Source organism: Enterobacter cloacae complex sp. 418I7 (assembly GCF_050030705.1).
Taxonomy (GTDB): domain Bacteria; phylum Pseudomonadota; class Gammaproteobacteria; order Enterobacterales; family Enterobacteriaceae; genus Enterobacter; species Enterobacter intestinihominis.
Window position 1 is genome coordinate 2,437,675 of sequence record NZ_JBLGUU010000001.1, and the last position, 15,651, is coordinate 2,453,325.

General features: G+C 54.1%; 13 protein-coding genes. 3 read left to right on the forward strand and 10 right to left on the reverse strand.

All coding sequences use genetic code 11. The features are described 5' to 3' along the window. Positions 1-165: 165 nt before the first annotated feature. Complete coding sequence (locus ACQG0S_RS11715) at positions 166-1,782, reverse strand: peptide ABC transporter substrate-binding protein (protein ID WP_169441141.1); 1,617 nt, start codon at positions 1,780-1,782, stop codon at positions 166-168. A gap of 183 nt (positions 1,783-1,965) precedes the next feature. Here ACQG0S_RS11715 and mpaA point away from each other — a divergent pair, with 183 nt between their 5' ends. Next, a complete protein-coding gene (gene mpaA / locus ACQG0S_RS11720) occupies positions 1,966-2,679 on the forward strand; it encodes a murein tripeptide amidase MpaA (protein ID WP_022648287.1) in 714 nt (237 codons plus the stop codon). On the opposite strand, the gene ycjG is transcribed toward mpaA, so the two are convergent. Then, entirely contained in the window at positions 2,670-3,635 is a 966-nt protein-coding gene (gene ycjG, locus ACQG0S_RS11725; RefSeq protein ID WP_045308907.1) for an L-Ala-D/L-Glu epimerase, read from the reverse strand. The genes mpaA and ycjG overlap by 10 nt on opposite strands. 106 nt (positions 3,636-3,741) lie before the next feature. On the opposite strand from ycjG, the gene tpx reads away from it, so the two are divergent. Further along, positions 3,742-4,248: a thiol peroxidase gene (gene tpx / locus ACQG0S_RS11730; protein WP_003856889.1), complete on the forward strand. Its 507-nt coding sequence runs from the start codon at positions 3,742-3,744 to the stop codon at positions 4,246-4,248. A 34-nt stretch (positions 4,249-4,282) separates the two neighbouring features. Here the strand turns inward: tpx and tyrR are convergent, their stop codons facing one another. From tyrR to ACQG0S_RS11745, 3 genes are all read right to left on the reverse strand, one after another. Then, positions 4,283-5,824 (reverse strand): transcriptional regulator TyrR, encoded by a 1,542-nt coding sequence (gene tyrR / locus ACQG0S_RS11735; protein ID WP_048966778.1) that lies wholly within the window; start codon positions 5,822-5,824, stop codon positions 4,283-4,285. A 111-nt stretch (positions 5,825-5,935) separates the two neighbouring features. Next, the gene (locus ACQG0S_RS11740) at positions 5,936-6,988 is read right to left on the reverse strand and encodes a TIGR01620 family protein (protein ID WP_426750375.1); all 1,053 of its coding nucleotides are present in this window, start codon (positions 6,986-6,988) and stop codon (positions 5,936-5,938) included. Beyond that, positions 6,985-8,382 (reverse strand): YcjX family protein, encoded by a 1,398-nt coding sequence (locus tag ACQG0S_RS11745; protein ID WP_022648291.1) that lies wholly within the window; start codon positions 8,380-8,382, stop codon positions 6,985-6,987. The genes ACQG0S_RS11740 and ACQG0S_RS11745 overlap by 4 nt, the downstream gene beginning before the upstream one ends. A 155-nt stretch (positions 8,383-8,537) precedes the next feature. Here ACQG0S_RS11745 and ACQG0S_RS11750 point away from each other — a divergent pair, with 155 nt between their 5' ends. After that, complete coding sequence (locus ACQG0S_RS11750) at positions 8,538-9,548, forward strand: LacI family DNA-binding transcriptional regulator (RefSeq protein WP_022648292.1); 1,011 nt, start codon at positions 8,538-8,540, stop codon at positions 9,546-9,548. Between the two features lie 33 nt (positions 9,549-9,581). Here ACQG0S_RS11750 and ACQG0S_RS11755 read toward each other — a convergent pair whose 3' ends face one another. The 5 genes from ACQG0S_RS11755 to ACQG0S_RS11775 form a co-directional block, all read right to left on the reverse strand. Further along, complete coding sequence (locus tag ACQG0S_RS11755) at positions 9,582-10,496, reverse strand: OmpG family monomeric porin (protein WP_048966777.1); 915 nt, start codon at positions 10,494-10,496, stop codon at positions 9,582-9,584. A gap of 66 nt (positions 10,497-10,562) precedes the next feature. Continuing rightward, positions 10,563-11,645, reverse strand: a complete 1,083-nt coding sequence (locus tag ACQG0S_RS11760; protein WP_022648294.1) for an ABC transporter ATP-binding protein — start codon at positions 11,643-11,645, stop codon at positions 10,563-10,565. A gap of 13 nt (positions 11,646-11,658) precedes the next feature. Beyond that, positions 11,659-12,324 carry a beta-phosphoglucomutase gene (pgmB, locus tag ACQG0S_RS11765; protein ID WP_022648295.1) on the reverse strand — a complete coding sequence of 222 codons (666 nt, stop codon included), beginning with the start codon at positions 12,322-12,324 and terminating at the stop codon, positions 11,659-11,661. Next, positions 12,314-14,593 carry a glycoside hydrolase family 65 protein gene (locus ACQG0S_RS11770; protein WP_048966776.1) on the reverse strand — a complete coding sequence of 760 codons (2,280 nt, stop codon included), beginning with the start codon at positions 14,591-14,593 and terminating at the stop codon, positions 12,314-12,316. The genes pgmB and ACQG0S_RS11770 overlap by 11 nt, the downstream gene beginning before the upstream one ends. Next, on the reverse strand, positions 14,587-15,645 hold the full coding sequence (locus tag ACQG0S_RS11775; RefSeq protein WP_048966784.1) for a Gfo/Idh/MocA family protein: 1,059 nt from the start codon (positions 15,643-15,645) through the stop codon (positions 14,587-14,589). Before ACQG0S_RS11775 ends, ACQG0S_RS11770 begins: the two co-directional genes overlap by 7 nt. Positions 15,646-15,651 lie beyond the last annotated feature (6 nt).

Consider the following 15,651-nt stretch of genomic DNA (forward strand, 5'->3'; position numbering starts at 1 on the left):
ACTGGAAAAGAGATGTCGCTCGAAGCATTCATCAAAAGAATAAATGATTTTTTATGAAAGGAATTTTGATAATAACTAGCCTGTAGGTACCATGAACCGTGTGTTCAGGCGCTTAAGCGATGTATAGCTATTTGCCAAAACCACTTAAGCGCCTTTCCTGTTTTTTTAATGCTTTTCAATATACATTGTACGACTGTACGCAACATCCTCTGGGTTATTTATCGGATACCCTTTAACCCAGGGCTTAATGAGGCGGCCATTGGTGTATTGATAAATAGGGGCTATCGGCGCTTTCTCGGCGAGGATCTTCTCGGCCATGTTGTAGTCTGCATTACGCGCTTTTTCAGTGGTTTCGAGCGTCGCCTGATGAATAATCTTATCGTAAGCAGGGTCGTTGAACCGTGAGATGTTGCCGGTGTGAGAGGACGTCAGCAGCGACAGGAATGTCGACGGCTCATTGTAATCCCCTACCCACGACGCACGGATCACGTCGAAATTCCCGGTATTGCGGCTGTCGATGTAGGTCTTCCATTCCTGATTCTGCAACTTAACGTCAACACCCAGATTTTTCTTCCACATAGATGCGACGGCAATGGCGATTTTCTGGTGGTTTTCAGACGTGTTGTACAGCAGCGTTAATTTCAGCGGGCGCTGGGGACCATAGCCTGCCGCCTGTAATAACGTTTTCGCCTGAGCATTTAGCTCCTGCTGCGACATCTGCTCAAATGGCGAGATTTCCGGTGTAAAACCGGCAGTGACATCGGGAGTGAAATGCCAGGCCGGTTTCTCACCGGTTCCCAGGACTTTTTCAGCCATAATACGTCTGTCGATAGTCATGCTGAGCGCCAGACGTACGCGGGCATCCGCAGTTGGGCCTTTTTGTGTGTTAAACGCGTAGTAATAGGTCCCAAGCTGTGGCGGTGTATAAACCTGTCCCGGAATATCTTTAAGCAGCTTCTGGTACATGTTTTTCGGAAACGATTCTGTAATATCGATATCGCCCGCCAGGTAGCGTTTGGTCGCTGAGGACTCCTGGTTGATTGGCACAAAGGTGACTTTTTTAAGCACCGTGTTGGCGTTATCCCAGTAGTGAGTATTCGGCTCAACCACCAGTTTTTCATTCACCACGCGATCTTTCAGCACATACGCACCGTTGCCGATGAGCGCGCCAGGGCGCGTCCATTCTTTACCGCTTTCCACGTTTGCCTTTTGAACAGGATAGAACGCAAAGCTAGCCGTGAGGTTGCTGAACCATGGCAGCGGTTTATCCAGCTGCACGCGCAGCGTTTTAGCATCGACTGCCGTCACGCCGAGCGTTTCCGGTGCAGCTTTACCATCGATAATGGCCTGCGCATTATTAATACCCGCCAGCGCTGCAAACCAGGCGAAAGGTGACGTAGTTTTAGGATCAACCAGACGACGCCAGCTGTAGACAAAATCTTGTGCCGTCACCGGGGTACCGTCAGACCACTTCGCGTTATCCCGCAACGTAAACGTCCAGACACGGTTATCGTTGCTCTGCCAGCGCGTCGCCACGCCGGGAACCAGCTCCCCTTTTTCGTTCTGATTCACCAGCCCTTCATAAAGGTCGCGGATCACCTGTATCTCGGGTAAACCCACCGCTTTTGCCGGATCGAGCGAGGCGGGTTCATCTTTAATGTGTCGAACCAGCTCCTGCTTATGCGCCAGCTCCGTTCCCCTGGGAACCTCTGCGGCATATGAAAGTGAAGAAAACCCGCACAGCCACAGCGCAGTGCAAAGAAGCGAAACAGGATGCTTCATACGATCCCCTTAATGATGTCAGGTAACAGGCAGATGCGTAATTATTTGTTTCGAAACGGAGAAATGCAAATGCTTCCTCAGGAAAGTTGATGTCAGGCAATTTTACACACAGACGGAAACTATTTGATTAAGCGCGGGTTTTGCACAACACTGCCAGAAGCGACTTCATCATCAGGGTTTATTATGGCAACCACCCGACCAAGAACGGAACGCGGCGCCTTCCCGCCCGGGACTGAACATTATGGCCGCTCATTTTTAGGCGCCCCACTGATCTGGTTTCCGGCTCCCGAGCCCGATCGCACTAGCGGCTTAATCATTGCGGGCACACATGGCGATGAAAACTCGTCCATCGTGACGCTTTCGTGCGCGCTACGTACGCTGGCCCCCGATTTACGACGACATCATGTGATTTTGACCGTCAACCCGGACGGATGCCAGCTTGGATTACGGGCGAATGCACGAGGCGTTGACCTTAACAGGAACTTTCCGGCAGCAAACTGGCGTGCCGGTGAAACGGTGTATCGCTGGAACAGTTCGGCGCAGGAACGAGATGTGGTCCTGCTTACGGGAGAAAAACCGGGTTCCGAGCCCGAAACCCAGGCGCTGTGTCAGCTTATTCATAAGATCCACCCGGCCTGGGTTGTCTCTTTCCACGATCCCCTCGCCTGTATTGAAGATCCTCGTCATACAGCGCTCGGGCAGTGGCTGGCGGATGCGTTTGCTCTACCTCTGGTAACCAGCGTCGGGTATGAAACGCCCGGGTCGTTTGGCAGCTGGTGCGCGGACCTCAGTCTTCACTGTATCACCGCAGAGTTTCCGCCTATTTCCTCGGATGAAGCGAGTGAAAAATACCTCAGAGCGATGACTGATCTTCTGCGCTGGCAGCCTCAAAGATGAAGTACGCCGGAGGTAAAACTCAGGGCGGGTGAAACGTCAACCGCCAGCCAGGTTGGGCCATCCAGATCGGCAAAACGCACGCTGTTCACCAGCGGGAGTGCAGCACCGATCGCTCTGGACGTGCACAACATACAGCCCAGCATCAGGGAAAAGCCTTGCGCCTGCGCATCTTGTGCCAGTGCCAGGGCCTCGGTTAACCCACCCGTTTTATCCAGCTTGATGTTCACCATCTCGTAGCGGCCCTTGAGGGCTGACAGGCTCTCACGGGTATGACAGCTTTCGTCTGCACAGACGGGAAGCGGATGAATAAAATTCGCCAGCGCGGCATCGTCTTCTGCCGGGAGAGGCTGCTCCAGCATGGCAACGCCCAGATCGGCAAGCAGCTGACAACGGGCTGCCAGCCCTTCGCTGTGCCATGATTCGTTCGCATCGACGATAAGGGTGGCATCAGGTACCGCCGCACGAATGGCGACCATGCGTTCGCTAATCAGACGATCATCGAGCTTCACCTTTAATAAGGTTGCACCGGTTGCATATAGCGCCTGGGCGCTGGCCGCCATTTGCTCTGGTTCACCGATGACGACCGTTTGCGCGGTGACGATCGATTGCGGCAGCGTAACGTCCAGCAGCGAAGGTAGCGGTTTTTGTTGTTTCGCCGCTTCCAGACTCCAGAGTGCGCAGTCAATCGCGTTACGTGCCGCGCCGGCCGGCAACCTCTGCTGAAGAGCCTCACGCGTCAGGCCCGCCTGCAACTCGGGCACCACCGTCATAATTTGCGCCATGACTGACGCCAGGCTTTCTCCGTAGCGAGGATAAGGGGTACATTCCCCGACGCCTTTTACGCCGTCCTCTTCACATTCAACCACGACCACGCAGGCCTCATTACGGCTACCGCGCGAGATCACAAACGGGGTGTGCAATGGCCAGGCTTCTTCATAGACCTTAACGCTTCTCATCACTGACTCCTTGCAGGCCGGAAAGGCAGAAAATTGGTTTGCCGTGCTAACTGTGGATGACATACACTAGCCACGACGTTAACTATTTGTAAACAGGAAGATATCTATGTCACAACTCGTTCATTTCCAGGGCAACCCGGTTGCTGTTGCAGGTTCCATCCCACAGTCTGGCAGCAAAGCACAGCCTTTTACTCTGGTGGCTAAAGATCTGTCTGACGTCACGCTGAGCCAGTTTGCTGGCAAACGTAAAGTCCTGAACATTTTCCCAAGCATCGATACGGGCGTTTGTGCTGCATCAGTGCGTAAATTCAACCAGCTGGCGACCGAAATGGACAACACCGTGGTGCTGTGCATTTCTGCTGACCTGCCGTTTGCCCAGTCTCGTTTCTGCGGCGCTGAAGGCCTGAGCAACGTCATCACCCTTTCCACTCTGCGTAGCCCCGATTTCCTGGAAAAATACGGTGTTGCCATTTCCGAAGGCGCGCTGAAAGGTCTGGCTGCTCGTGCGGTGCTGGTGATCGACGAAAACGACAACGTTGTTTTCAGTGAGCTGGTTAACGAAATCACTACCGAACCGGATTACACCGCTGCACTTGAGGCACTTAAAGCCTAAACGTAAAAAAGCCTCTGCAAAGAGGCTTTTTTATTTATTCGTCACCCTTCTTCTGATTTAACCCATACTCACGCAGCTTATTCGCAATCGCGGTATGTGACACCCCAAGACGTTTAGCCAGCTTGCGCGTGCTCGGATAGTTGCGATAAAGCTGCGTTAACACCGAACGCTCGAAACGGCTGGTGATGTCATCCAGCGAGCCTTCCATTGCCTCTTCGCCTACCGAGACCGTCCCGGCATCGTAATCCGGCAACAGAATATCCTGAGGACGCAGTTCATACCCTTCAAGCTGAGTTAATGCGCGATAGACCGCATTTTTTAGCTGACGAATATTGCCCGGCCAGCCGTAACGCGTCAGCACGGTACCCAGGTCGGCAGAGAGCTTCGGACGCGGCACGCCCTGCTCGTCGGCAAAACGGGCGACGAACAGTTCCGTCAACGGCATGATGTCCTGCGGGCAATCGCGCAGCGGCGGAATATTGAGCGTCAGAACGTTGAGACGATAGTAGAGATCTTCGCGGAATACTCCTTTCTGCACCAGCTCCACCAGGTTTTTCTGGGTGGCGCAGATGACGCGTACATCCACGTGCACTTCATGATCTTCCCCCACGCGGCGGAACGTGCCGTCATTGAGAAAACGCAGCAGTTTCGCCTGCATGCGTGGCGACATTTCACCAATCTCGTCCAGCAACACCGAGCCGCCATTCGCCTGTTCAAAGAAGCCTTTTTTGCCTTCCGGCGCATGCCCGAACAGTTCACTTTCCACCGCATCTTCAGGAATAGACGCGCAGTTCAGCGCCAGATACGGTTTTGCCGCACGCGGGCTGGCCATGTGCACAGCATGCGCCAGCAGATCTTTCCCCGTACCGGTATCCCCGGTAATCAGCAGCGGTGCCGTAAGATTTGCCAGCTTGCGCGCCTGGTCGAGCACGTGACGCATCTTCGGGCTCACCGCAATAATCTGGCTGAATGCGCCGACGTCCTGGCTGGAAAGGTTCTGTAACTGGCGTCCCATGCGCACCGTGGAGCGCAGCATGATTACCGCGCCGGTGAGCACCCGCGCGGCATTTTCCCCTTTCAGGTAGACCGGCGTGATCTCCATCAGGAAATTCTGTCCATTGATGACGACGTGCTCGCTATGGGTATTTTGCGGGTTGCTGTCCAGCCAGCGCTGGAAATTAAAACCTGGGATCAATTGCGTGGCGTAATGACCGATAAGCTTTTCCTGAGTCTGCGCAAACAGCTGGCAACTGGCTTGGTTAACGCGCTCGACTTTGTTTTTCAGATCGAGAGAGAGAAACGGCTCCGGCATTGCTTCCAGCAGTGCGCTCAGCGCAAGGTGTTCCCGCTCGGATGGCATCCAGGGGATGGTGCGTACATCCGTAACGCCAGCGATACGGCGGATTTCGGCCATCAGGCTACTGAAGGTATTAAATTCAATTTCGGCAAAATTGAGGTAAATTCGCCCGACAGGGTCGATCTCTATGCCACGTAAATCAATGCTACGTAAAACAAGAAGATCGAGTAACTCGCGGGTCAGACCGAGACGGTCCTCACAAAAGACTTCCAGACGCATGGGAAATTCACCGTTTAAGCCAATAACAGTAAAATGATATGTCAGATCACGGTATTCGGGAAGGTGGCTGTCAACAAATATTGACAGCCCGCACGATTAGTAAACGAAACCTCACTGAGCAGGTTTTTTATTGAGCGTCTCTTTAAGCTGACCAATCAATTCGCGACGGAAATCCCCCAGCCGCGGCTTATCGCCATCGATCCAGAGGAGTGGACGACAAACCTCCATCGCTTTTATTCCTAAGCGTGCCGTCAGCAGACCGGCACCAATCCCCTGCGCCGCCCGGGCAGAGAGACGCGCCGCAAGATCCTGCGACATCCAGTCCATCCCGACCTCCCGCACCAGTTCGCTTGCCCCGGCGAAGGCGATATTCAGCAACACCAGTTTGAACAGGCGCAGTCGGCTGTAATAGCCAAGCTCAATGCCATACAGTCTGGCGATGCGGTTGATCAGGCGCAGGTTGCGCCAGGCGATAAAGGCCATGTCCACCATCGCCAGCGGACTGACGGCAATCATCAGGGTGGATTCCGCCGCCGAGCGGCTGATCTCACGACGAGCCTGCGCATCCAGTACCGGCTGAACAATGTGCGCATAGAGCGTGACCACTTCCTGGTCATTCTGGGTTTCGTGGATCGCCGCATACCAGCGCTGAAGCGCCGGGTGAGAGTGATCTATCCCGGCCTGAGCCGCAAGTTTTTCACAAAAAGCACGCCCTTTTCCGGTGCCGTGACTGTGCAGCAGATCCCGCGCTTCATCGCGTTCGTGCGCACGCTGACGCAGACGCCAGAGGCGACGCCACTCGGTCACGACCGAGCCGACGCCCGCACCAACGATCAACGCCCCGGCGGCGCATCCCCCCAGCGCTACCCAGTCCTGGGTTTGCCAGGCATTGACGCCCCACTGCACGCCCTGACCAATTACGCTCACACCAAAAAGGGCTAACCCGGCGGTCACCATCTTACGCCACAGGCTGCGTTTCGGGCGCAGTGCCGCATCAACGACCGCTTCCGCCTGCCCCTCTTCAACCAACGGCTCCTCTGCCAGCACGGGAGCAAAGTTGTCGGCCTGCGGACCGCTGAAGGTTTGCGCTGTTTTAAACGCCTCATGCGGGGACTGCTCAAGCTGGCCGGTAAAATCAATGCGGGGCTTTAACGGTTCCGTCATCGTAATTTATCTCCAATTAAAAACTCCAGCGCGGCATCCAGACGGATATGCGGCAATGGCTGGTCAACGTTCATGCTCTGCGGACGGAAGTCTTCGAACTGAAAACCCTGGCTTTGCCAGAAAGCCTGGCCCGGCAGACGTGGGGGAACTTCGCCCGGATAGACCGTGAGCGGCTCACCGTCGCTGAGTCGGTTGCCCCGCAGGGCCGGAATTTTCTCGCCATTCACGTCAATCAACCCACTCTGCGTAGCCTGTACGGACGCCAGACCCAGACAATCCATACTAATCCCTTCGAACGCCGCGTTCTGCCAGGCATCCTGCACCAGCTGTTGCAGCAGGGATACCATGTTGGCGTGCTGATCGACCGTCACATGATCAGCTTTTGTGGCGGCAAACAGCAGCTTGTCGATGACCGGCGAGAATAAACGGCGAAACAGCGTACGCTGGCCATAATGAAAACTTTGCATCAGCTGCGTCAGCGCCAGCCGCATATCATTGAACGCCTGCGGCCCGCTGTTGAGGGGTTGCAGGCAGTCCACCAGCACGATCTGGCGGTCAAAGCGTAAAAAATGATTTTTATAAAAACCCTTAACCACCTTCTCACAGTAATAATTGTATCGCTCGCGGAGCATACCGGCGTTGGTGGTCTTGTCTGCCTGTGCCAGCTTCGATTCGCCGATGCGGTCAACGTCCGGCCACGGGAAAAACTGTAGCGCGGGAGCACCGGCTAGATCTCCCGGCAGAACAAAACGGCCCGGCTGAATAAAATGCAGCCCCTCCTGCTTGCACTGATGCAGGTAATCCGTCCAGGCCTGGGCTATGACGGCCAGACGGTTTTCATCCGCCGGCGCCAGCGGATCCAGCCCTTCGCAAAGCTGGCGCCATTTGGTCGACCACTCTGCCCGCTGCCCCTGCAACAGACCGGTCATCTGTCGGGACCAGCTCAGGTAATCCTGCGCCAGCATCGGTAAATCGAGCAGCCATTCTCCCGGATAATCCACAATTTCGAGATACAGCGTGGACGTTTCTTTGAAGTGACGCATCAGGGATTCATTCGAGCGAAAACGAAGCGCAAGGCGAATTTCGCTCACGCCACGCGTCGGGGTGGGCCAGGCGGGAGGCTCCCCGTATAACTGTGCCAGACCTTCATCATAGGTGAAACGGGGGATGCCAAAATCACGTTGCGGTACGCGTTTTACGCCTAACAATCGCTCCTCGCGCACCGCGCTAAGCAGTGGCAGGCGCGCCCCAGCATGCAGGTTCAACAGCTGATTGACCATCGCCGTAATGAATGCCGTCTTACCGCTGCGGCTCAGCCCGGTAACGGCAAGACGCAGATGGCGATCAACGCCACGGTTCACCAGAGAATTGAATTCGTTTTTAAGTCGCTTCATCGCCGTCCTTCATTGTCTGGAACCCTGAACAAAGTCACTTCAGAATACAGTAAATTGGGGCAGATCGTTGATTATCAATTCTTAATTATTGCTATTGCCGTTTTCTCTCCAGTAAGATGGACGCAATTGCTGTCCGTCTGGAGTGAGTAAGGTGTATGTCACCCACCATCTATGATATTGCCCGCGTTGCTGGCGTTTCGAAATCAACCGTGTCACGCGTTCTGAATAAACAAACGAATATTTCTCCTGAAGCGCGTGAAAAGGTGTTGAAGGCGATAGATGAGTTAAATTACCAACCTAATAAACTTGCCCGCGCACTCACCTCTTCTGGCTTCGACGCCATTATGGTTATTTCGACCCGCTCAACCAAGACCACTGCAGGAAATCCCTTTTTCTCAGATGTACTGCATGCCATTACGGCAAAAGCAGAAGAAGAAGGTTTTGATGTTATTTTACAAACGTCCAAAAGCAGTGAAGATGATCTGCAAAAATGCGTGGGTAAAATAAAGCAGAAGATGATCAAAGGCATCATCATGCTAAGCTCGCCGGCGAACGAGTCGTTTTTCTCGACGCTGGATGAATACGGTGTGCCCGTGGTCGTCATTGGTAAAGTGGAAGGAAATTACCAGAATATCTATTCTGTCGACACGGATAATTTCCGCGACAGCGCCATATTAACAGACTCGTTTATCACGCATGGCCGCACCAAAATTGCCTGCCTGCATGCCCCGCTCGATTATCACGTCTCTATCGATCGCCTGGCGGGTTATAAATTCAGCCTTGAGAAACACGGCATCGAAATTAACCCGACCTGGGTTATCGATGGCGGCTATACCCATGAAAGCGCGCTTCAGGCGGCCTGCCAGCTACTCTCCTCAGACAACCCGCCCGATGCGGTTTTTGCGACTGACAGCATGAAATTGCTGAGTCTTTATCGTGCCGCGGATGCGCTAAATCTGGCGATCCCGGAACAGGTCGCAATGGCAGGATACAGCGACCCGATGCTATCTCTCATATTAACCCCTGCACCAGGCGGCTTTGATATCCCCACGAAAAAGCTGGGCGAAGAGAGCTGCGATTTGTTGTTCAGGTGCATTGCGGATAAACCTGCGCCGCATAAGGTATTGGTTGAAACACATTTTTCAGATGCAGCTTCGTTACGCTAAAAACCAGGGGCAAACGCCCCTGGTATAACGTCATCAGAACGCGTAATTGACGCCGACACCCGCATAGTGGAAGCGGTCGCTCTCGCCTTCGTCATGATTTTCCCATTCGTAGGCATACTCAAGCGTCATGGAAAGGCCATTCGCAAAGTCATAAGCATAGAGCAGACCCAGTCGATTGAAGTCATGCCCTTCACGAGTTGGATCGTCCTGCCAGTCCCAGTTTGACCAGCGATCGAGCCCCAGACGGGTGTAAGGTGTAAGCGTTGTCTGGCCTAATGAAACAGGCAGGTAGGCACGAATCTCCTGGGTGGAGAATTCACCGTTATTACGTGAACTGTCCATATTGAAGCCACGCTCTAAATAGTAGTTAACTTTTGCAGAGACGGTTTCGTTTATTGTCCAGGTAAATCCGGTTTCCGTTTCGACGCGGCTGTCAGAATAACCGGTTTTTCCCAGGTCATTCGCAAACTGGTACATGGCAAACCAACCGCCAAAACGCCAGTCATCTGTTAATTTCACATCCCAGTCAGGCTGAATTTTATAGCGCTGCATATTAGCACTACCGTCTTTCGCACCGTGCTCATCTTTAAAATGATATCCATAATTACGGAAACCGCCCGTAAGACCCAGCGTAAAATCATCGGTGCCAATGAAGCGATACCGTAATTCAAATTCAGGACGATCGAAATAGGTGCCGCGCGTCATGCTGCTGTAATCAACCGGGCCTTCCTGATACATCGCCAGTGAAATTGTCCACGCATCATACGTGGCGTTAAACCACACGGAAGGTTCATATAATCCATCTTTATCGTCGCCCTGACCTTCGACGTTTTCAATTTCATACATGGCACCAATATTAAATTCCCACTGTTTGGTTGACTCTGTTGCTTGCGCGCAGCTTACCCCTGTGCACAGAACGAGCGCAGCACTTCTTAGTAGAGTACTCATTAAAATATTCCTTTATAATTAACATACAAAAAAACCGGAAACTTTCATTTCCGGCGAATACCTTTCTTATCTAATAGCTGCTTCAGTATCAGCATCGAAGAAATGGCACTTACTCATATCGAACTGGATGCCGATATTATCTCCTGCAACGTAATCATCCGCCGCTCCCGCACGGACAACCAGTTCATGCCCGCCCACGTTGGCATAAAGCATAAATTCTGCCCCAGTCAGCTCAGCGACGCTGATCTTCGCCGCGATGTTTTCACCGCTGCGCTGTAGCGTGAGAATGTCTTCCGGACGGATCCCAAAGACGACCGCTTTGCGCTGGTAACCTTGCGCATTCAGTACGGCCAGCTTCTCCTCCGGGATCTCCAGACGCAGCGTTTCCGTCACGAAGTATCGGTCGTCGATCGCGCCACGAATGAAGTTCATCGCAGGTGAACCAATAAAGCCTGCAACGAACATATTCGCCGGCTCGTTGTAAACCTGCTTTGGCGCGCCCACCTGCTGAATGATGCCGTCTTTTAAAATCACAATACGGGTCGCCATCGTCATGGCTTCCGTCTGATCGTGCGTCACGTAAATCATGGTGGTATTGAGCTTCTGGTGCAGCTTGCTGATTTCAGCGCGCATCTGTACACGAAGCTTGGCATCGAGGTTTGACAGCGGTTCATCCATCAGGAAGACCCCTGCTTCACGCACTATCGCCCTGCCTAACGCCACGCGCTGACGCTGACCACCTGACAATGCGCCAGGTTTACGCTGGAGATAGTCGCGTAAACCCAGGATCTGAGCCGCCCAGCTAACACGTTCTTCGATGATGGAAGGTGCTATTTTTTGCATCTTCAGGCCAAACGCCATGTTGTCGTAGACCGTCATATGCGGATAGAGCGCATAGTTCTGGAAGACCATTGCGATATCACGGGACTTGGCGGGAACATCATTCATGCAAACCCCGTCAATAATCAGTTCACCTGCGCTGATCTCCTCAAGGCCGGCAATCATTCGCAGCGTCGTGGATTTCCCACAGCCCGATGGACCGACGAAGACGATAAATTCTTTATCTTCAATCTCGAGATTGAAATCCTTAACCACGTGGACCTGGTTATCATAGATTTTCTGAATGTGTTTCAGAGACAGTTGAGCCATTATTAATTCCTTATCAATACGCCCGGGATGCCCAGAACGCCGTCAGGCGTTCCCAGGTCAGTTCCTGCGTTGAATGAAGTTGTAATCCCGCATGGTTCAGGCCAGGCCCAATTCCGACCGACAGCATTCCTGCGGCGTTGATCGCATCTACCCCTGCGGCGGCATCTTCGATACCAATGGCCTCTTCAGGACGCACGTTCAGTCCTTTACAGGCTGCAAGGAAGATCTCCGGGTCCGGCTTTGAGCGGCAAATGCGCGAAGCATCGGCGCAAAAATCGAAAGCCTGATGAATACCCAACGCGTGCAAAATCCCAGGGGCATTAAGCGATACGGATGCCAGCCCAATTTTGACCTTCGCGGCGCGAATATCCGCCAGCACGTCGCGAATACCCGGGAGCAGCGAATCCTGCGTCAGTGATGCCAGCGACTGGACGTAAAGCGCGTTTTTTTTCGTTGCCAGCGCCAGGCGCTGCTCGTCACTGAACATCCCCTCTTTCCCGCCATGTTTCAGAATACGCTGGAGGGAGTCCATTCGGCTTATTCCCTTCAGCTGTTCGTTAAATACTTCATCGAAGGTAATACCAATCTCCTCCGCCACGGCGCGCCAGGCCAGAAAGTGAAGATGCGCGGTATCGGTGATCACCCCGTCCAGATCGAATACAACAGCGTTAAGCGTCATGGCGCCCCTCCGTGGTAGCGGTCCCATTAACAGGTGCAAGAAAGTCCTTATGCGCGCAGACTTTTCGCCCTGATACATGCAGCGTTTTACCCCACAGCGTCAACGTGACAGGTGCGGTAGTCTCAATGGTTAACTGGTCATCTTCACAGGTAATGTGCATTGTTGCGTCCCGCCACCGCAGCGGGAAGGCGAGTTTCTGCCAGTGAACAGGCAGTTTCGGTGCAAGATGCAGCTCCCCTTCGCTAATGTGCAGGCCAGCAAACCCCTGAATAGCGCCCAACCAGATCGCACCGGTGGCGGCGGCATGAATACCGTCATCACTGCTGTGTGGGTCGTCCCCCAGGTCGATGGCGATACCGTCACGCCAGAAGGCATACGCCCCCTCGGTGTCACCGCAGCGTGCGAGCACAATGCCGTGAATGGCTTTACTCAGGGATGAATCATGAATCGTGCGTGGCTCGTAGAACGCCAGATTGGCGGCACATTGCTGCGGCGTAAACCGTTCCGGCAGCAGGTAGTTAAGCATCACCACATCGGCCTGCTTCAGGATCTGCATCTCGTTCACTTCCGCGCGAGAGTAATCAAGCAGAATGGTTTGCTTACCCGCTTTGGCTTTATAGCGGCTCAGATCGATGGCAGGTTTTGCCATGAAGGTATCATCCTGCGGGATCACACCGTCAGCGTCGGCCTCTGGCAGCCACAGGCGCGCCAGGAACTCCCCGGCATTCTCCGTAAAACGCGCATCTTCACGGCCAAACATCGCCATAAACTGACGCGCGCAGGCAACGTTGTGCCAGGCCAGATAGTTGGTGTAGGCGTTGTTGTTGACATGCTCGGTGTATTCATCCGGTCCGATCACGTCATGGATCTCAAGACGACCATTGATTTCCGTCGCGCGTCCCATCCAGAACGAAGCGGTTTCCATCAGTAGCGTCAGCCCCTCATTCCGCATAAAGGCATCGTCGTGTGTTGCCTGCCAGTAAGCGACCACGGCCCAGGCGATATCAGCCACGATGTGATGTTCAGCGAGTGCGGAAGCCACCTTCTGGCGAACCCCGGTGCGGATGTTAATGGCCGCGAATTCTGGCGTCTCTTCCTGTCCGCTGGCCGCACTTTCCCACGGGAACAATGCACCCGGCCAACCGTTACGGCGCGCTTTTTCCCGTGCGCCTGCCAGATTAAGCCAACGATAGCGTAGCAGGCTGCGGGCAATCTGCGGGCGGGTAAACAGATGGAACGGCAGCAGGAAAATTTCGGTATCCCAGAAGACGTGCCCCTTGTACCCCTCACCCGTCAGCCCTTTCGCCGCAATACTGCTTCGCTCATCATGAGCAGGCGTCATTGTCGTCAGATGCCAGACGGCGTAATCCAGCGCCTGCTGATCCTGTTGCTCTGTGGAAGTCACTTCCACACGTGCGTCGCGCCAGACATCTTTCCAGGCATACGCTGAGCTTTCAAGCAACGCCTCATAACCTCTTGCCGCACAGACTTTAAGATCGGCCAGCGCGTTGCGCGCGAATGACTCCTGCGACAGCGCTTTCTCGCTACGATGAGCCACCCAGACGATCTTCTCAAGCGTGACAGTGTCACCCCGAACAATCGTCAGCGAATGATGCACGCTGAGACGGCGGTTTTTGGCGGTGAAACAGCTGTCGCTTTTCGTCGAGAGCTGGCAATACGCCGAAACCACAACCTCAGATGCACGGTCCTGCGTTTCATACACGCCCTGCATGTAGTGCTGGTCAAAGATCCTGACCGAGATTTCATCCAGATGCTGTCTGCCGCTGTTCGTTTGTGTCGCATCTATGCCGGTTTTCAGCACGGCCTGAGCGTCGCCATCAAGCGGTGTGATCGAGAACTGCATTGCCACTAAGGGCAACTGGTCCAGCGAAACAAAACGACGGCTCTCCAGCCGATAACGTTTCCCGTCGGGTGCACGCCAGACAACGTTGCGATGCAGTTCGCCGTTAGCAAAGGCCAGCTCGCGCTGCCATTCAAGAATTTCGCCTGACAGGAGCGTGAAATTGACGCCATCAAGCTCAACATCAATACCGGTGATATCCGGCAGATTGACCAGCTCAGTAGTCTCGTTGCGACCCGCGCAATGATAAAGCCCCGCGAGATACATGCCTCTGGTCTGCTGGGTGTAATCTTCTTCATGCGTAGCGCGAATGCCCATGTATCCATTCCCGCATGTCATGACAGAGGCATATTTGTTCAGGCTGTGAGGACAAAAGCCCGGATCGTTTAATACAGACACGTTCAGCATAATGTCACGCTTTCCCCTGTTTCTGCTGATTCATAAAGCGCGGCAACAAGCTGTTGAATAACCAGACCCTGTTCTGCGTCAGCGATCATAACGTGCTCTCCCAGCACATGACGCACGAAGGCATCCATACTGCGCAGATGGCGCTGATCGTCCGCCTCTTCACGATGGAAAAGGGTTTCTAAAACACCGGCTTCGTCGTTATAGATATGCGCCGGGAACAGCGTTGCGCCTGCCTTTTCACCGCAGAAAGAGACGTTCATGATGGACTGCTCGCGGATGTTAAGCGCAAAGGAGGTGTCCAGACGCAGAACGCCGCCGTTGCAGAATTCAATCGTGCCAAACAGGGCATCTTCCACGGTAAACTGCGTAGGATCCCATTCGCCAAACTGACCGGTGTGTTTCCGGTTCCCCAGTCTCTGGAAGCTGTGCGCGGTTACCCGCTTCACAGCCGGGAAGCCCAACACGTACATCGCAGCATCCAGCATATGAATGCCGATATCGATAAGCGGCCCGCCGCCCTGGAGCGATTTATTGGTGAAAACGCCCCACCCCGGCACACCGCAGCGACGCAGCGCCTGCGCGGAAGTGAAGTAAATTTCACCGAGTGTGCCGTTCATTACCGCATCGCGCAGGAGCTGGGTGTCCAGGGCAAAGCGATGATGAAAATCATACGCAAGGACTTTTCCTGCCTTGCGCGCCGCGATGCGCATCTGGTCGGCCTGTCCCGGCGTCATTGCCGGCGGCTTTTCACACATCACATGGCAACCCGCTTCGAGAGCCGTCATCACATGTTCAAAATGGAACCGGTTAGGCGAACAGACGCTCACCACATCCGGTTTTACTTTCTGCAACATCTCGTGAGCGTCCTGCCATGCCGTTGGAATGGCATAACGCTCCGCGAACGCCTGTGCCTGCTCAAGGCGGCTGTCCATGACAGCCACCATTTGAACATCACTGCGCGTGGCGTAATACGAGGCATGCACTTTGTCTGCAACCTGCCCGGCGCCAATGATGGCGACGCGCAGAGGCAAAGGTGTAGAAGCACTCATCACGCTCGT

Excerpts from the sequence above, each read along its gene's own strand:
- ACQG0S_RS11715 (WP_169441141.1), bottom strand. The coding sequence starts at position 1,782 with ATGAAGCATCCTGTTTCGCTTCTTTGCACTGCGCTGTGGCTGTGCGGG.
- mpaA (WP_022648287.1), top strand. The coding sequence starts at position 1,966 with ATGGCAACCACCCGACCAAGAACGGAACGCGGCGCCTTCCCGCCCGGG.
- ycjG (WP_045308907.1), bottom strand. The coding sequence starts at position 3,635 with ATGAGAAGCGTTAAGGTCTATGAAGAAGCCTGGCCATTGCACACCCCG.
- tpx (WP_003856889.1), top strand. The coding sequence starts at position 3,742 with ATGTCACAACTCGTTCATTTCCAGGGCAACCCGGTTGCTGTTGCAGGT.
- tyrR (WP_048966778.1), bottom strand. The coding sequence starts at position 5,824 with ATGCGTCTGGAAGTCTTTTGTGAGGACCGTCTCGGTCTGACCCGCGAG.
- ACQG0S_RS11740 (WP_426750375.1), bottom strand. The coding sequence starts at position 6,988 with ATGACGGAACCGTTAAAGCCCCGCATTGATTTTACCGGCCAGCTTGAG.
- ACQG0S_RS11745 (WP_022648291.1), bottom strand. The coding sequence starts at position 8,382 with ATGAAGCGACTTAAAAACGAATTCAATTCTCTGGTGAACCGTGGCGTT.
- ACQG0S_RS11750 (WP_022648292.1), top strand. The coding sequence starts at position 8,538 with ATGTCACCCACCATCTATGATATTGCCCGCGTTGCTGGCGTTTCGAAA.
- ACQG0S_RS11755 (WP_048966777.1), bottom strand. The coding sequence starts at position 10,496 with ATGAGTACTCTACTAAGAAGTGCTGCGCTCGTTCTGTGCACAGGGGTA.
- ACQG0S_RS11760 (WP_022648294.1), bottom strand. The coding sequence starts at position 11,645 with ATGGCTCAACTGTCTCTGAAACACATTCAGAAAATCTATGATAACCAG.
- pgmB (WP_022648295.1), bottom strand. The coding sequence starts at position 12,324 with ATGACGCTTAACGCTGTTGTATTCGATCTGGACGGGGTGATCACCGAT.
- ACQG0S_RS11770 (WP_048966776.1), bottom strand. The coding sequence starts at position 14,593 with ATGCTGAACGTGTCTGTATTAAACGATCCGGGCTTTTGTCCTCACAGC.